Below are 16,248 nucleotides of genomic sequence, written 5' to 3'. Positions count from 1 at the left end.
AAATACAGGCAGTACAACCTTCAACAAAGCCACGGTGGATCAGCGAGTCTGGGCCGGTCAGCACGTTGAAGTTTTCCACGCCTTCAGCGGCCTTCAGGAAACCGCTCAGGCTCTCATAGCTGCCCGCACTGTCTTTGATGCCGATAATGTTGGGATGTGAAGCCAGCGCACGCACGGTTTCCGGCTGTAAGGTGTTGCCGGTGCGTGCAGGGATGTTGTACAGATACAGCGGGACTTCAATCGCATCTGCCACCGCGCGGTAGTGGGCAATCAACTCTTCCTGCTTCAGCGGCACGAAATACGGAGTTATCACCGAAACCGCATCCACGCCCAGTTTGGCGACTTGTTTGCCGAGGCGGATGGTTTCACGGGTAGAGATCTCACCGATGTGCGCCACAACCGGGGCAGCGCCGTTCACTTCATCGACGCAGGTTTCGGTAACCGCTAACTTCTCCTGCTCGTTGAGCACAAAGAACTCACCGTTGGTACCGCCGCAGAAGATGCCGTTACCCGCGCTGAGCTGACGTTGTACCTGCAGGCGCTGAGCCGCGGGATTAAACGCACCTTCACTGTCAAAGGTGGTGACGATGGCGGTTAATACGCCCTGAATTTTCTTACTCATGATGCCCTCATTAATCCTTAGTGATTCAAAGCCGGAAAGAGTGTCAGGTAGACGTTTCGTACGTCATCGGCGTTCACTTTCATCGGTACATTCTTCATCAGTCGCTGCACGTCGAGCGCGGCTTCAACCAGATACGGCAGGTGATCCGGGCCGATACCCAGTTCTTCCAGACTGGCAGGCAGTTTGAGACGTTTCACCAGCGCGGCAAAGTACTCCACCAGCGCATGCGATTTGGCTTCTTCATCCAGTGAGGCATCGGCGTCCGGCAGCAGATCGTAGGCCTGCGCGAATTTGCTCACGGCGGCGGGGCGCACAAAGCGCATGCACGGTGCCAGCAGAATGGCGTTCGCCACGCCGTGCGGCAGATGATATTTGCCGCCCAGCGGATAGGACATCGCATGCACCAGATGGGTACCGGCGTGGGCAATCGATGCGCCACCGTAATAAGAAGCCCACAACATATTCAGGCGCGCTTCCAGATTGCCCGGTTCGGCAATCGTGGTCTCCAGGCTGGCAAACAGCTTTTTCATGCCGATCAGCGCATAGTTATCACTCACCGGATTGGACACGGTGGCGGTAAAGCACTCGATCAGATGACAGAGTGCATCAATACCGGTCGAAGAGGCGATATGTGGCGGCATGCTGGTGGTCAGTTCAGGCACCAGTGCGACATAATCGGGCAGCATCACCGGAGTGATGATGCCGACTTTGGTCTCTTTCTCTGGGATCGCCAGGATTGCGTTTGGCGTGGCTTCGGAGCCGGTACCGGCGGTGGTCGGGATCAACAGTGACGTGGTGCGGGTCAGCGGTTTCTCTCCGGCCAGCAGGGCATCCAATGTTGGCGCGCCATCAACGCACAGAATCGACAGCAGTTTGGCGACATCCAGCACGCTGCCGCCGCCCACGCCGATCACCAGATCGACGTCGGTAGAAGGTAGTGCGGCAACAATGGCGGCGACATCGTGCTGGCTTGGCTCCGGCGGCACGCTGTTGACGATGCTCAAACTGCTGATCTGCTGTTTCAGCTGCGCGATCAGCGACTGAACCGCTGGAATGCCTTCGATATTCTTGTCGGTGACCAGAAGCGCTTTGTCTTTACTCTGCAGTAAATAGCTGAGGTCATTAAGCGCCTGGAAGCCACTGATCACGGTGCTGTTGATATTCATTTCATACCCTTATCGCGGTTTTTTCGTACTAAATGATTAACTTTGCTCATTCAGTGCGGGTTCTGTCACTACAGTGCCTAAATTTATAGGACAAATTGATTTCAAATAATTTGATCTTGCTCACATATAATCAATCATGATTGAATATAATCAATCTCAACACGGCTAACTGCCGGCAGAGGAAAGAGAATGACTTCACAGCCATGGAAAACACCCGTCTTAGTGATCGCGGATGATTTTACCGGTGCCAACGACGCCGGTAGCGGACTGGCGCGAGCAGGCGCAAAGGTGCATGTGCTGTTTGATAGCAGTACTGCCCACGATGCCAGCAGCGCCGATGTGCTGGTCATCAGCACCGACAGCCGTGCAGTCAGTGCAGCAGAAGCAGCGCATCGTACAACGCTAGCATTACAGCAGCATCAGGCGATTGCCCAGGATGGCTGGCTGTTTAAAAAGATTGATTCCACGCTGCGCGGCAATCCGGGCGCAGAGATTGAGGCCGCATTGCACGCCAGCGGAAAAACCTTAGCGCTGGTGGTGCCCGCTGTGCCGAAATTGGGCCGTACCACGCGTGAAGGTGAAGTCTGGATCAACCAGCAGCGTCTGACGGACACCGAATTTGCCAGCGACCCGAAAACCCCGGTGACCAGTAGCCATGTGTTAACCCGCCTGCACATGCAAAGCGATCTGACCGGTGAAACTCTGGACCTGGCGACGGTGCGCAGTGGCAAGCTGGCACAGGTGCTTACCAGTAGGAAGGGCTTAGTGGTGCTGGATGCCGAGCAGGATGCTGATATTGCGCTGATTGTGGCGGCGGCGGCGAGTTTACCCGCACGACCCTTACTCGCAGGCGCTTCCGGATTAGGTGATGCATTGGGCGAATATCTGGCGACGCGTCCGGCCAGGCCGGTGCTGGCCGTGGTGGGTTCGATGAGCGCCATCGCGCAGCAGCAAATCGCCCGCCTCGCGACCCAACGTGACATTCGCATTATCGATATTGATATCCGTCAGTTGTTTGCTCAGCCCGCGTGGCCGCAGGCTGTCGAGTGGCAGCAGGCGATGCAACAGGCTTTACGCGACGGCGCACATTGCGTGGTGCGCACCACACAGCATGCAGAGCAACGCCATGAGATTGAACAGCTGTGTCAGCAACATCAGGTGTCACGCCAGGAGCTGGGAGAACGCATCTGCCACTTTCTCGCCCAATTGACCCACAACGTTTGCCGCCAGGCCTTGCCTGCCGGGTTGTATCTTTCGGGCGGCGACGTGGCAATTGCCGTCGCACAAGCGCTCGGCGCCAGTGGTTTTCAGATTCAGGGCCTGGTGGCGGGCTGTGTGCCGCACGGGGTTCTGCTAAATAGCGAATTACACCTGCCGGTGATGACCAAAGCGGGTGGCTTTGGTGACGAAAACACCCTGGTAGAAGCCATCCGTTTCATTGAGGAGAAGTCGAGTGAATAAAATTATTGCGGTGACCATGGGCGATCCGGCGGGCATCAGCCCGGAGATCATCATTAAAGCGTTAGCGGAAGGTGACCTGGCGGGGATCCCGGCAGTGGTGGTCGGCTGTGCCAGCACGCTGCGTCGGGTGATGGGATTGAACATTACGCCGCAGGCAGAATTACGCGTACTGGATAACGTCAAAGACGCGCATTTCGCACCGGGCATCATCAACGTGATCGATGAACCGCTGGCCAATCCAGAGGCATTAAAACCGGGTGTGGTGCAGAAAGAAGCCGGTGATTTGGCCTGGCGTTGTGTGAAACGCGCCACCGAACTGGCACTGGCCGGGGAAGTGCACGCAATCGCGACAGCTCCACTCAATAAAGAAGCACTGCACTCAGCAGGGCACATTTATCCGGGACACACCGAACTGCTGGCGCAACTGACTAACACCAAAAACTACGCCATGGTGCTGTACACCGATCATCTGAAGGTGATCCACGTCACGACGCATATCGCGCTGCGTAAGTTCCTCGACACCCTGAATGGGGACCGTATCCAGACGGTGATCGGCATGGCGGATACCTTCCTGCGCCGCGTCGGTTTCGACAAGCCGCGCATTGCCGTAGCTGGGGTGAATCCGCATGCGGGCGAAAATGGCCTGTTTGGTGACGAAGAGATCACCACCGTAGCACCGGCAATCAAAGTGATGAAAGAGCAGGGCATTGATGTTTATGGCCCGTGTCCGCCGGATACCGTGTTCCTGCAGTGTCAGCAAGGTCAGTACGATATGGTGGTGGCGATGTATCACGATCAGGGACACATCCCTCTGAAATTGTTAGGTTTTTATGATGGCGTCAATATCACCGCTGGCCTGCCGTTTATCCGTACTTCCGCGGACCACGGCACGGCGTTTGATATCGCCTGGACAGGTAAAGCGAACTCTGCGAGCATGGCGATCTCCATTAAACTCGCGATGCAGCTAGCATAGGGAAATATGAAGGGACAAAGCCGTCTCGACCAGATTATGGACTACCTGAAAAGTCATAATCTGGTCACTGTAGAACAGCTGGTGAGTGCGATCTCGGCTTCACCGGCGACGATCCGCCGCGATCTGATCAAGCTCGACAAGGAAGGCGTCATTAGCCGCAGCCATGGCGGAGTGACGCTCAATCGTTTTATTCCTGCGCAGCCGACCACGCTGGAAAAAATGCAGCGTAATCTGGCCGAGAAGCAGGCCATCGCGCAGTTTGCCGCCAGCTATGTGCAGTCGGGCGACTCCGTGGTGCTGGATGCCGGTACCACCATGCTGGAACTGGCGCGCCAGCTCACGCATCTGCAACTGCGAGTGATCACCGCCGACCTGCATATCGCGCTGTTCCTGTCTGAATTCAAGCAGATTGAAACCACCATTATTGGTGGCCGTATTGATGACTCCAGTCAGTCTTGTATTGGGGAGCATGGCCGACGCCTGCTGCGCAGCATCAATCCGGATATCGCGTTCGTTAGCTGTAACTCGTGGAGTATCGAACGCGGGATTACGACGCCGACGGAAGATAAAGCCGGTCTGAAGATGGATCTGCTGGCGAATGCGCGCCGCCGCATCCTGCTGGCTGACAGCAGTAAGTACGGTTCCTGGTCGCTATACTGCGCCGCACCGATTGATAGTTTGACCGATGTGGTGACGGATGCGCGTCTCGACGACGCAGTTTGTCGCGCGTTGCGTGAGCGTGGCATTGGTTTGCAGCTGACAGCCTGATATAACAAGGTCGCCATCAAAGGCGACCCTTCAGCAACAGGGTTAACCCAATGCTAGCCCTGCACCGACACCTGCTTGCGTAGGGTGCCCATTGATGCGCACCCGTTAATCGCAGCCCACTACGATAGCTTCAATCCCGTCGCCGGAATATTGCGGCCGTAGTAGATTTCACGCATCTCTTTCCACAGCAGATTGGTGATGCGCTTGTGCTCCTGCGGGTTGAGTTCTTCAGGCCTGGTATTGAACAGGTAATATTTCAGGTCAAATTCCTTCAGTAACATCTTGGTGTGAAAGATATTTTCCTGATAGACGTTCACATCCACCATGTCGTACATCGACTTCATATCCTCGGACATAAAGTTCTGAATCGAATTGATCTCGTGATCGATAAAGTGCTTTAAGCCATTCACATCACGGGTAAAACCACGCACGCGATAATCAATGGTAACGATGTCCGATTCCAGTTGGTGAATCAGATAATTCAGCGCCTTAAGCGGCGAAATCACCCCACAGGTGGAGACTTCGATATCAGCGCGGAAGGTGCACAATCCCCCCTCAGGATGGCTTTCTGGATAGGTGTGCACGCAAATATGGCTCTTATCCAGATGCGCCACCACCGAATTGGGCAGCGGACCCGGATGCTCAGATTTGTCGATATCCTGCGGATTGATCGGCTCTTCGCTGACCAGAATGGTAACGCTGGCACCCTGCGGTTCATAATCTTGTCGCGCGATGTTCAGCACGTTGGCACCAATGATTGAGCAGGTCTCAGTCAGGATTTCGGTGAGGCGATTCGCATTATACTGCTCATCAATATAGGCGATGTAGCCATCACGCTCCGCTTCGCTGTTGGCGTAGCAAATATCGTAAATACAAAAACTCAGGCTCTTCGTCAGATTATTGAAGCCGTGTAGTTTCAGCTTTTGCAATTTCGTCACTCCTCACACGACAAGGCATTCAGCAGATATTGCGGTAAGGCAAAGCTACCGACATGAATCGCGGGATTGTAGTAGCGGCAGCGTAGGCCCGCGTCGTCAAAGCGTGATTGCAGGGTGACTGCATCCCACTGGCGTAGCGTCTCGTTGTCGCTTGCCCAGGCAAATGTCATGATGCCGCCGTAATAGGTGGGGATCGCCGCCTGATAAAAGCTGACGTCGGAGAAGTAATGGCCGAGTTTACGATGGCTGTTGATCGCTTCGTCCTGCTGCAGGAAACAGACGCCGTTCTGTGCCACAAAGATTCCACCGGGATTTAGCGCCTGTTTACAGCCGGCATAGAATTCAGAGGTAAACAGACTTTCACCGGGACCGATGGGATCGGTGCAATCGGAAATAATGACGTCGAACTTCTCTTGCGTCTGGGTGACGAAATTCACACCATCATCAATCACCAGATTCAGCCGTGGATCGTCGTAGGCACCGGCGCTGTGATTGGGCAGATACGTCTTGCAAAAACTCACCACGCCGGCATCGATCTCAACCATGGTGATCTGTTCAATCGTTTGGTGACGTAAGACCTCGCGCAGCATGGCGCCATCGCCACCGCCAATGATCAGCACGCGTTTCGCCTTGCCGTGCGCCAGGATTGGCACGTGGGTCATCATTTCGTGGTAGATGAACTCATCGCGCTCGGTGGTTTGCACCACACCGTCCAGCGCCATGACACGACCAAAAGCGGCATTTTCAAAGATCACCAGATCCTGATGCGCCGTTTTGTCGCGATAAAGCAGTTTATCTACCGTGAAATACTGTCCAAATCCGGCATGAAGCGTCTCATACCACATTTCATTCTGGGCCATGATGGGGCTCTCCTCGAATGTCATCGCCATGAAATTAGGGGAAAAAGCATAGCGAAATATGACCGTGGTTGCACGGTCAAATCTTCAGCAGCAGAGCGGGATGGCGGGCTATTTGACGTAAGCGAGCAGACTCAGCGAGTCACGCGCCAGCGACTTACACTTCTTGTCATTGGTAATGGCGATACCGCTCAAATCTTTGTAACTCTCTTCGCCGAGCGACTTCATGTTGTAGTTGCTGTAATTGCCCAGATCCCAGCGGTTCTGCTGGGCAAAAAACACCAGCGCTTTGCGAATTTGCGCATCGGGCAGATCCTGATAGCCACAATCGTTCTTCAGGTAAACAAACACCGCGGTCAGATCGGCCAGATCTTCAGCTTCGGATTCGCTCAGGGCAAAACTGGTGGAGGAGAAGCCAAGGAGTCCCGCCAGCAGCAGGATCTTGATGCTTTTCGTCATAATCATTCTCAATAAGGGACAATTTATTGACGTTAGCACAGTTATTGCAGGGATTCCGCTAAATTTGCCCAAATGGGGCATTCCCACGGTTTTTATCGGCGCATTCTGTTAAGGGGCTTGACCCTCCCGCAGGGTAAAGGTTTACGCTGTGCCCTTATTCACGACAAGGATAAGAATATGCAACGTCGTCATTTTCTAAAGTTGACCGCCGCACTCAGCGCGGCAGGTGCGCTGCCTTTGTGGAGCCGTTCGTTAATGGCGGCGACGCGCCCGCTGTTACCGATCCCCTCTATTTTGCAGCCCGATGCACGCGGAGCGTACACGCTCACCGCGATGAGTGGCACCAGCCAATGGAACGGCAAATCCGTCCCGACGTGGGGCTATAACGGCAGTCTGCTCGGCCCGGCGCTGCGGTTGCCGCGCGAGAAAGCCGTTACGGTGAATATTCATAATCGGCTGGCGGAAGCAACGACATTGCACTGGCACGGTCTGGAAATTCCTGGCGATGTTGATGGTGGACCGCAAGCACTGATTGCGCCCGGTGCCTCACGTCAGGTGACCTTTACGCCCGATCAACCGGCTGCCACCTGTTGGTTCCATCCGCATCAGCATGGCAAAACCGGCTATCAGGTGGCGCAGGGGCTGGCGGGACTGGTGTTGTTAGAGGACGAAGATTCCGGCAAATTGCGTCTGCCGATGCAGTGGGGCGAAGATGACGTGCCGCTGATTTTCCAGGATAAACAGCTGACCAAAGACGGCGCAAAAATCGATTACCAACTCGACATCATGCGCGCGGCGGTGGGCTGGTTTGGTGACATGATGTTAACCAACGGCGTGCAGTATCCGCAGCAAGCGGTGCCACGCGGCTGGCTGCGCTTGCGTCTGTTGAACGGCTGCAATGCCCGTTCGCTGGATATCGCCACCAGTGATAAGCGCCCAATGTACGTGATTGCCAGCGATGGCGGTTTGCTGGCCGAGCCGGTAAAAGTGGATAGCCTGCCGCTGCTGCCTGGCGAGCGTTTCGAAGTGATGATTGATACTTCAGACGGCAAAACCTTCGACATGGTGACGCTGCCGGTGACGCAGATGGGCATGACGCTGGCACCCTTTGATCAACCCTTGCCGCTGGTGCAAATTCTGCCACTGCGCGTGATGGCAAGTGGTTCTATGCCGGATAAGCTGGTGGATCTGCCGCCGCTGCCATCAGTGGAAGGCGTGCAAAGCCGCTGGCTACAACTGATGATGGATCCGCAGCTGGATCAACAAGGCATGCAGGCGTTGATGGATCGTTACGGTCATCAAGCCATGGCCGGGATGAAAATGAACCACGGCAACATGGACTCGAAGGGTGGGGCGATGCAGATGGATCACGGCAACATGGACATGAGCGGCGGTGCCATGAAGATGGACCATGGCAGTATGCCGATGGATCACGCAAAAACAGCGGCTTACGATTTCCACAACGGCAATAAAATCAACGGTCAGGCGTTTAACATGACCAAGCCGATGTTCAATGCTGAACTCGGCAAGCTGGAAAAATGGACCATTTCCGGTGAGGGCGATTCCATGCTGCATCCGTTCCACATTCATGGCACTCAGTTCCGCATCCTGTCAGAAAACGGCAAGCCGCCAGCGCCGCATCGCGCGGGCTGGAAAGACATGGTCAGCGTGAACGGCTGGCGCAGTGAGGTGCTGGTGCGGTTTAACTACGTTGCCAATGCCGATAACGCCTACATGGCGCATTGCCATCTGCTGGAGCATGAAGATACCGGCATGATGCTAGGCTTCACTGTCGGCTAAGTGACTGCCTCACCGCAGCGAAGCCAAAACGTCTTCGCTGTGGGTTGTTTAGCAACACCAGGGCATAAGCGTGGCATTTTACTGCTCAGCAGCAGTATCAGGGCGCCAATGGCCTGATTTCCTGTTACAGGGGCAGGGCACAAGTGGCCTGGTTTACGGCAGCACACGAGCGTGGACATCGGACAGCCTTATCCTGCTGCTCGATGCCTGGTCAACGCCGCTAACTCCTCTCTGAGCGTGCCAGGCAAGTGATTATGCCTGAGCCGCTTCCAGTGCCAGCCGGATATCCTCAATCAAATCATCAGCATGCTCGATACCAATCGACAAACGTACCGTGGCATCGGTAATGCCAATACGCTGGCGTACCTCCTGCGGTACGCCGGAATGGGTGGTGCTGCCCGGATGACTGGCGAGTGATTCGGTGCCGCCCAGGCTCACCGCCAGTTTGAACAACGCAAGGGCATTGAGAAAACGAAATGCTGCCGGCTGGCCGCCTTTGATATCGAACGAGAAGGTGGAACCTGCGCCGCTGCATTGTCGCTGGAAGGTTTCACCCGCAGAGGTGTCCGCATCGAGATAGGGCAGCCAGTGCAATTTTTCTACCTGCGGGTTATCACGCAAAAACGCGGCGACTTTTTCTGCATTGCTGGCGGCTTTCTCCATCCTCAACGACAGCGTTTCCAGCGATCGTCCAATCATCCAGCTGGAGTGCGGATCAAGTTGGGTGCCGATGGCGCTGCGCAGCGATCGCACCTTGCTCACCAGCGCTTTGCTGCCCAGCACCGCACCGGCAATCAGATCCGAATGGCCGCCGACATATTTGGTGAGCGAGTAGAGCGACAAGTCTGCACCGTGCTGCAAAGGACGTTGAAACAGCGGGCCGAGCAAGGTGTTATCGCAGGCGAGAATCGGGCGCGAACCTTGCTGCTGGGTGATGACATCTGCTACCTGCTTCATCAGCTGAATATCCACCAGGCTGTTGGTCGGGTTGGCCGGCGTCTCAATCAGAATCAGCGCCACACGACCGCGCTGCCACGCCAGTTTGGCTGCTTCATACACTTTGTCTTCATCGGTGCCATCGCTGAAGCCGACGGCTTTAATCTCTAAATCGTGCAGCGTTTTGCTTAGCAACGTTTCAGTGCCGCCGTACAGCGGCTGCGAATGCAAAATCACTTCACCTGGCCGCGCAAACGCCAGCAGCGTGGTGGCAATGGCCGACATTCCGGAGGAGAACAGCGCGGCACTTTCTGCCTGTTCATAGATGGCCAACCGATCTTCCACAATCTCGCTATTGGGATGGTTAAAGCGTGAGTATACCAGCCCACCGCTCTTGCCCTCCGGCGGCTGCTTACGTCCGGCAACGAAATCAAAAAAGTCCTGTCCCTCTTCGGCGCTGTTGAACACAAAGGTCGAAGTCAGGAATACAGGAGGTTTGACTGCGCCCTCCGATAGCCGCGGATCGTAACCGTAATTAAGCATCTGCGTTTCCGGATGCAGATCGTGGGTGCCAATCTGTGTTTTTTTACTGGATGAAGCGGCCATAGGATCTCCAGAGAATACCGGTGAGAGTGCGGGTGGGTTTTCTGTAGTTAAGGCCAGCGCAATAAATTTTGCCACGGTATCGTTTGCGTTCTGTGCGCGGCGTTAGAGGTTGGTTCGACTATGATAGACTTCGTGGCTTTCTGAAAACCTTAACCAGGCGAATGCAATGAAACACACCGTCGACGTGATGATCTCTGAGCAGGAGATTGCAACCCGTATTGCCGAACTGGGCAAGCAGATTAGCGAACACTACCGTAGCAGCGGCAGCGAAATGGTGTTGGTGGGTCTGCTGCGTGGCTCCTTTATGTTTATGGCCGATCTCTGCCGTGCCATCGATGTCCCGCATGAAGTCGACTTTATGACCGCCTCCAGCTACGGCAGTGGTATGTCATCGACCCGCGACGTGAAAATCCTGAAAGATCTGGATGAGGACATTCGCGGCAAAGACGTGCTGATCGTGGAAGACATCATCGATTCTGGCAACACGCTGAGCAAAGTGCGCGAGATCCTGCGCCTGCGCGAGCCAAAGTCACTGGCCATCTGCACGCTGCTGGATAAACCAGAGCGTCGCGAAGTGGAAGTGACCGTGGAATACGTTGGTTTCACCATTCCTGACGAGTTCGTGGTCGGCTTTGGTATCGACTACGCGCAGCGCTATCGTCATCTGCCGTATATTGGCAAAGTTATCCCGACCGGTGAATAACCGCACAATCTTCCAAGGCTAATCCCGCCAGCCTGCGATAAGATGCGCAGCCCGCGAGTCAATGACTGACGGGCTGCGCTTGCGTTCCCCTACCGCATGCAGAGTGGTAAAGTGTCGCGGGTTATCGCTCAGCGCTTCATCTTTGATTTTTCACTCGTTATCTCTGAATAACCCCGCATGCTCGGCGTGAGCGCACTATCATTTCATAGGGCTTTGATGTCACTACAACAGGGTATGGATTCGCAATGACTTATGCACTGGAACTTTCCGGGCTCACCAAAACCTATCCCGGCGGCGTTCAGGCGCTGAAGAAGCTTGATCTCAACGTTGAGGCAGGCGATTTTTACGCACTGCTCGGGCCAAACGGCGCGGGTAAATCGACCACTATCGGCATCATCAGTTCGCTGGTGAATAAATCCGGCGGCAGCGTGCGGGTGTTTGGCTATGACCTGGAAAAAGACGTGGTCAATGCGAAACGCCAGCTGGGTCTGGTTCCGCAGGAGTTCAACTTTAACCCGTTTGAAACCGTGATGCAGATTGTGGTCAATCAGGCTGGTTACTACGGCGTGGAGCGTTCTGAAGCTAACAAGCGCGCGGAAAAATACCTTAACCAACTCGATCTGTGGGGCAAACGCAACGAGCGTGCACGCATGCTGTCGGGCGGGATGAAACGCCGTTTGATGATCGCACGTGCGCTGATGCACGAGCCAAAACTGCTGATTCTGGATGAACCGACTGCAGGTGTCGATATCGAACTGCGTCGTTCAATGTGGACCTTCCTGAAAGATCTCAACATCAAAGGGACCACCATTATTCTCACCACGCACTACCTGGAAGAAGCAGAAATGCTGTGCCGCAATATCGGCATTATTCAGAGCGGTGAGCTGGTGGAAAACACCTCGATGAAAGGCCTGCTGTCAAAGCTGCAATCGGAAACCTTCATCCTCGATCTGGCGCCGCGTAGTCCGCTGCCGCAGCTGGAAGGCTTCCAGTATCGCCTGGTGGATACCTCTACGCTGGAAGTGGAAGTGATGCGTGAGCAGGGGCTCAACAGCGTGTTCAGCCAGCTGAGTGCGCAGGGCGTGCAGGTGCTGAGTATGCGTAACAAAGCGAACCGCCTTGAAGAGCTGTTCGTCAGCCTGACCCAGGGTAAAGGAGTGAAAGCATGACACATTTATACTGGGTGGCGCTCAAGAGTATCTGGGCCAAGGAGATCAACCGTTTTGCCCGCATCTGGATTCAGACGCTGGTGCCACCGGTGATCACCATGACGCTCTATTTCATCATCTTCGGTAATCTGATTGGTTCACGCATCGGCGATATGCATGGCTTCAGCTATATGCAGTTCATCGTGCCGGGTCTGATCATGATGGCGGTGATTACCAATGCTTACGCCAACGTGGCCTCTTCATTCTTCAGCGCCAAATTCCAGCGCAATATTGAAGAGCTGCTGGTGGCGCCGGTGCCCACGCACATTATCATCGCTGGTTATGTTGGCGGCGGCGTGGCGCGTGGCGTGTGCGTCGGTATTCTGGTGACGGCGATTTCGCTGTTCTTTGTGCCGTTCCACGTGCACTCGTGGTCAATGGTGGCCCTGACGCTGCTGCTGACTGCGATTCTGTTCTCGCTGGCTGGCCTGCTGAATGCGGTGTTTGCGCGTACCTTTGACGATATCAGCTTGATCCCCACCTTCGTGCTGACACCGTTAACCTATTTGGGGGGGGTGTTCTATTCGCTGACGCTGCTGCCGCCGTTCTGGCAGGCGGTGTCGAAACTGAACCCGGTGGTATATATGATCAGTGGATTCCGCTACGGTTTCCTCGGCATCAATGATGTGCCGCTGGTGTTTACCCTGTCAGTGCTGATTGCCTTTATCGTGGTGTTTTACGTACTGGTGTATGCGTTGATTCAGCGCGGTCGCGGATTGCGGACTTAAGTTTTACGGGGGCGGCCGAATGGCCGCCCTCGTTGTATCAAGCCACCTGAACCGGCAACGCTTTAGCGATGCGTTTCATCTCGTTGTCGCCTTCGAAATAAGCGACTTTGGGCTGCCAGCTACGGGCGACTTCATCTTCCACCTGCACATAAGAGCAGATGATCATGATGTCACCTTCACAGGCACAACGGGCGGCGGCACCATTGACGGAGATGATCTTCGAGCCACGCTCAGCGGCAATCGCGTAGGTGGAGAAACGCTGACCGTTGGTGACGTTATAAATGTCGATGGCTTCGTATTGCAGAATGCCGGATGCATCAAGAAAATCCTGGTCGATGGCGCAGGAACCTTCGTAGTGCAAATCTGCCTGCGTAACTTTCACGCGGTGCAGTTTGCCCTGAAGTACGGTACGAATCATAACGGGATAACCTTATTAAGCTGCGATTAAACGACGGAGGTTACTCCGTCAGATCCACTTGCTGATTATCGATCAGGCGCGCATTCCCCAACCAGGCGGCCATCAGAATCACGGCGCGCTGGCTATCCACCGTCAGCGGCTGCAAATTGTCGGCATCGCAAATGGCCAGGCCATCAGGGCGGAAGCCTTTCTCACGCAATGCGGCCTCGGCCGTTTCGATAATCTCTTCAACATGGCGTTCGCCGTTGTTCAGACGCTCGGCCATGCTGTTCATCACCTGGCTCAGACCCGCAGCAATCGCGCGCTCTTCGCTGGTGAGATAACCGTTACGTGAGCTCAACGCCAAACCATCTTGCGCGCGTACGGTTGGCACGCCGACAATCTCGATATCGAAGCCCATGTCGGCCACCATCTTGCGAATAATGGCTAACTGCTGGAAATCTTTCTCACCAAAACAGGCAATATCGGGCTGCACCAGATTAAACAGTTTGCTCACAATAGTGGACACACCGCGGAAGTGACCGGGACGACTGGCACCTTCCAGCAGAGACGATAACCCCGGAACTTCAACGAAGGTCTGGCTATCCAGCCCTTTGGGATACACATCCGCTGGCGCAGGGGCAAACACTACATCGACGCTATGACGATTGAGCTTCTCGCAATCGTCCTGCAAGGTACGGGGATAACGCGCCAGGTCATCGGCGCGTTCAAACTGCATCGGGTTGACGAAGATCGAGACCACCACTATATCGGCCCGCTCGCGCGCTTCATCCACCAACGTCAGGTGGCCGTCATGCAGGTTGCCCATGGTGGGCACCAGCGCGATACGTTTGCCTTCCTGCCGCCAGCGACGAATTTCTCGTCGCAGCATCGGCAGCGATTCAATAATCAGCACTGCAACTCTCCTGATTTACTGGAAACTGTGTTCGGCGGCAGGGTAGATGCCCGCCTCAACGTCGGCAATATACTGGCGAATTGCCGCGCGAATGTCGCCGGTTTCCGCGAGGAAATTTTTGGCAAATTTAGGAATATGACCGCCGGTAATGCCAAAGGCATCGTGCATCACCAGAATCTGTCCATCGGTGACGTTACCCGCACCAATACCGATGACCGGAATGCTCAACGCTTTGGTGATACGCTCTGCCAGCGCCACCGGCACACACTCCAGCACCATCAATTGTGCTCCGGCGGCTTCCAGCGCCAGTGCATCGGCCAGCAAACGCTCCGCGCCCGCTTCATCACGGCCCTGCACCTTGTAGCCACCAAAGATGTTCACAGACTGTGGCGTCAGGCCGAGATGACCACAGACCGGCACGGCGCGCTCGGTAAGCATACGCACGGTGTCTGCCAGCCATTCACCGCCTTCCAGCTTCACCATGTTAGCACCGGCACGCATCAGTTGAGCGGCGTTATCGAAGGTTTGCTGCGGTGTGGCGTAACTCATGAACGGCAGGTCGGCCATCACCAACGCATTCGGCGCGCCTCGGCGCACGGCCGCGGTGTGATAAGCGATATCCGCCACGGTGACAGGTAATGTGGATTCATGGCCTTGCACGGTCATGCCAAGGGAGTCGCCAATCAGCATCACCTGAATGCCTTCATCGGCAAACAGGCGGGCAAAGCTAAAGTCGTAGGCCGTCAGGGTGGCAAATTTGCGGTCACTGGCTTTGAGCTGGCGTAAATGGGAGATGGTTGTCGGTTTCATCGCACACTCCAGAGTTTTCTGATGCGCGCAGTGTACTGGATTGATTGAAAAGGCGATACGACCGTAGTGCGATTATTGCCGCCTACTCAGACCACAAGCGGATGGTGCTGCGATCCAGCGTGGCGAGGATGCCGGTCAGTGGCTGACCGTTGGGCAAGCGCAGGCCAGGCGCGATTTCCAGCAGCGGTACCAGCATAAACGCACGGTTGTGCATGTAGTAGTGTGGCACGGTGAGACGTGGGGTGTGAATCGTCTGCTGACCAAACAGCATGATGTCGATATCGAGGGTGCGCGGTCCCCAGCGCTCCGCTTTGCGCACACGCCCATGCTCCAGCTCGATACGTTGCGTATGATCGAGCAGCGCTTCAGCTTCCAGCGTGGTGTCCAGCGCGACCACCGCATTCAGGTAATCGGGCTGGTCTGGCGGGCCGTACGGTGGCGTGCGATACAGCGAAGAGGTGACGACGCGCGAGGTGTGCGGTATCGCATCAATCGCGGCCAGCGCTGCATCAACCTGATGCAGCGGGTCGGCCAGATTACTGCCTAAGGCGAGGTAAACACGAATCATGATGCGCTATTGGTATCGCGGCGCGGGCCGGTTGGACGACGGCGCGGACGACGTGGTTTGCGACGCGGTGCCACCGGATCATCGCCCAGCGTGTTCATCATGGTTTTCTGCTCGACCGGCGCCGCAGCCTGGAACTCGCCCCACCAATGGGTCAGGCTTTGCAGTTCGCGGTTGTGTTCCACATCGGCTCGCAGCGCCAGCAGATCATAAGCGGCACGGAATTTAGGATGCTCCATCAGCTTCCATGCGCGTTGGCCATGACGACGTGACATGCGCAACTGCAGTTGCCAGATATCGCGAATCAGGGTGGGGATACGCTTAGGAATCGCGAG

17 protein-coding genes and 1 pseudogene are annotated in these 16,248 nt (G+C 55.5%); 7 read left to right on the top strand and 11 right to left on the bottom strand.

The features are described from left to right. Both RT340_RS14795 and RT340_RS14790 read right to left on the bottom strand, forming a co-directional pair. Window positions 1-622 (bottom strand): dihydrodipicolinate synthase family protein (locus RT340_RS14795; RefSeq protein WP_313376780.1); only part of this gene is annotated, 622 nt, incomplete at its 3' end. Between the two features lie 17 nt (window positions 623-639). Continuing rightward, window positions 640-1,788: an iron-containing alcohol dehydrogenase gene (locus tag RT340_RS14790; protein WP_211729128.1), complete on the bottom strand. Its 1,149-nt coding sequence runs from the start codon at window positions 1,786-1,788 to the stop codon at window positions 640-642. A gap of 189 nt (window positions 1,789-1,977) precedes the next feature. On the opposite strand from RT340_RS14790, the gene dtnK reads away from it, so the two are divergent. From dtnK to RT340_RS14775, 3 genes are read left to right on the top strand one after another with little or no spacing between them, the layout of a single operon-like run. Further along, complete coding sequence (gene dtnK / locus RT340_RS14785; protein ID WP_097118364.1) at window positions 1,978-3,249, top strand: D-threonate kinase; 1,272 nt, start codon at window positions 1,978-1,980, stop codon at window positions 3,247-3,249. Continuing rightward, complete coding sequence (locus RT340_RS14780; RefSeq protein ID WP_034829583.1) at window positions 3,242-4,222, top strand: D-threonate 4-phosphate dehydrogenase; 981 nt, start codon at window positions 3,242-3,244, stop codon at window positions 4,220-4,222. The genes dtnK and RT340_RS14780 overlap by 8 nt, the downstream gene beginning before the upstream one ends. Window positions 4,223-4,228: 6 nt before the next feature. Continuing rightward, on the top strand, window positions 4,229-4,990 hold the full coding sequence (locus RT340_RS14775) for a DeoR/GlpR family DNA-binding transcription regulator (RefSeq protein ID WP_034829581.1): 762 nt from the start codon (window positions 4,229-4,231) through the stop codon (window positions 4,988-4,990). Window positions 4,991-5,109: 119 nt separating this feature from the next. Here the strand turns inward: RT340_RS14775 and speD are convergent, their stop codons facing one another. The 3 genes from speD to RT340_RS14760 all read right to left on the bottom strand — a co-directional run bounded on the left by speD (window position 5,110) and on the right by RT340_RS14760 (window position 7,244). After that, entirely contained in the window at window positions 5,110-5,919 is an 810-nt protein-coding gene (gene speD / locus RT340_RS14770) for an adenosylmethionine decarboxylase (RefSeq protein WP_097118365.1), read from the bottom strand. 5 nt (window positions 5,920-5,924) lie between these two features. Next, window positions 5,925-6,788 carry a polyamine aminopropyltransferase gene (gene speE, locus RT340_RS14765; protein WP_211729126.1) on the bottom strand — a complete coding sequence of 288 codons (864 nt, stop codon included), beginning with the start codon at window positions 6,786-6,788 and terminating at the stop codon, window positions 5,925-5,927. A 108-nt stretch (window positions 6,789-6,896) separates the two neighbouring features. Beyond that, window positions 6,897-7,244 carry a YacC family pilotin-like protein gene (locus RT340_RS14760; protein ID WP_097118367.1) on the bottom strand — a complete coding sequence of 116 codons (348 nt, stop codon included), beginning with the start codon at window positions 7,242-7,244 and terminating at the stop codon, window positions 6,897-6,899. A 177-nt stretch (window positions 7,245-7,421) separates the two neighbouring features. Here RT340_RS14760 and cueO point away from each other — a divergent pair, with 177 nt between their 5' ends. After that, the gene (cueO, locus tag RT340_RS14755; RefSeq protein WP_211729125.1) at window positions 7,422-9,044 is read left to right on the top strand and encodes a multicopper oxidase CueO; all 1,623 of its coding nucleotides are present in this window, start codon (window positions 7,422-7,424) and stop codon (window positions 9,042-9,044) included. A gap of 252 nt (window positions 9,045-9,296) precedes the next feature. On the opposite strand, the gene RT340_RS14750 is transcribed toward cueO, so the two are convergent. Beyond that, on the bottom strand, window positions 9,297-10,586 hold the full coding sequence (locus RT340_RS14750; protein WP_034829570.1) for a cystathionine gamma-synthase family protein: 1,290 nt from the start codon (window positions 10,584-10,586) through the stop codon (window positions 9,297-9,299). Window positions 10,587-10,752: 166 nt separating this feature from the next. On the opposite strand from RT340_RS14750, the gene hpt reads away from it, so the two are divergent. From hpt to RT340_RS14735, 3 genes are all read left to right on the top strand, one after another. Then, window positions 10,753-11,289: a hypoxanthine phosphoribosyltransferase gene (gene hpt / locus RT340_RS14745; RefSeq protein ID WP_039331277.1), complete on the top strand. Its 537-nt coding sequence runs from the start codon at window positions 10,753-10,755 to the stop codon at window positions 11,287-11,289. Between the two features lie 245 nt (window positions 11,290-11,534). After that, window positions 11,535-12,458, top strand: coding sequence for an ABC transporter ATP-binding protein (locus tag RT340_RS14740; protein WP_097118370.1), 924 nt, complete (start codon window positions 11,535-11,537; stop codon window positions 12,456-12,458). Continuing rightward, a complete protein-coding gene (locus RT340_RS14735) occupies window positions 12,455-13,225 on the top strand; it encodes an ABC transporter permease (protein WP_034829563.1) in 771 nt (256 codons plus the stop codon). Before RT340_RS14740 ends, RT340_RS14735 begins: the two co-directional genes overlap by 4 nt. A 37-nt stretch (window positions 13,226-13,262) precedes the next feature. Here RT340_RS14735 and panD read toward each other — a convergent pair whose 3' ends face one another. From panD to pcnB, 5 genes and pseudogenes are all read right to left on the bottom strand, one after another. Next, on the bottom strand, window positions 13,263-13,643 hold the full coding sequence (gene panD / locus RT340_RS14730; protein ID WP_034829560.1) for an aspartate 1-decarboxylase: 381 nt from the start codon (window positions 13,641-13,643) through the stop codon (window positions 13,263-13,265). 40 nt (window positions 13,644-13,683) lie between these two features. Beyond that, window positions 13,684-14,538 (bottom strand): pantoate--beta-alanine ligase, encoded by an 855-nt coding sequence (gene panC / locus RT340_RS14725; RefSeq protein WP_211729124.1) that lies wholly within the window; start codon window positions 14,536-14,538, stop codon window positions 13,684-13,686. A 15-nt stretch (window positions 14,539-14,553) separates the two neighbouring features. Further along, entirely contained in the window at window positions 14,554-15,348 is a 795-nt protein-coding gene (gene panB, locus RT340_RS14720; protein ID WP_211729123.1) for a 3-methyl-2-oxobutanoate hydroxymethyltransferase, read from the bottom strand. An 82-nt stretch (window positions 15,349-15,430) separates the two neighbouring features. Next, entirely contained in the window at window positions 15,431-15,916 is a 486-nt protein-coding gene (gene folK / locus RT340_RS14715; protein WP_313376767.1) for a 2-amino-4-hydroxy-6-hydroxymethyldihydropteridine diphosphokinase, read from the bottom strand. Further along, window positions 15,913-16,248: pseudogene (pcnB, locus tag RT340_RS14710) on the bottom strand (polynucleotide adenylyltransferase); the annotation flags it as partial. The pseudogene pcnB and the gene folK, both read right to left, overlap by 4 nt.

Source organism: Pantoea sp. CTOTU50773, from assembly GCF_032082325.1.
GTDB classification, from domain to species: domain Bacteria; phylum Pseudomonadota; class Gammaproteobacteria; order Enterobacterales; family Enterobacteriaceae; genus Pantoea; species Pantoea communis.
Note: the sequence above shows the minus strand (reverse complement) of the source record. Positions and strands in the feature narration are given on the sequence as shown.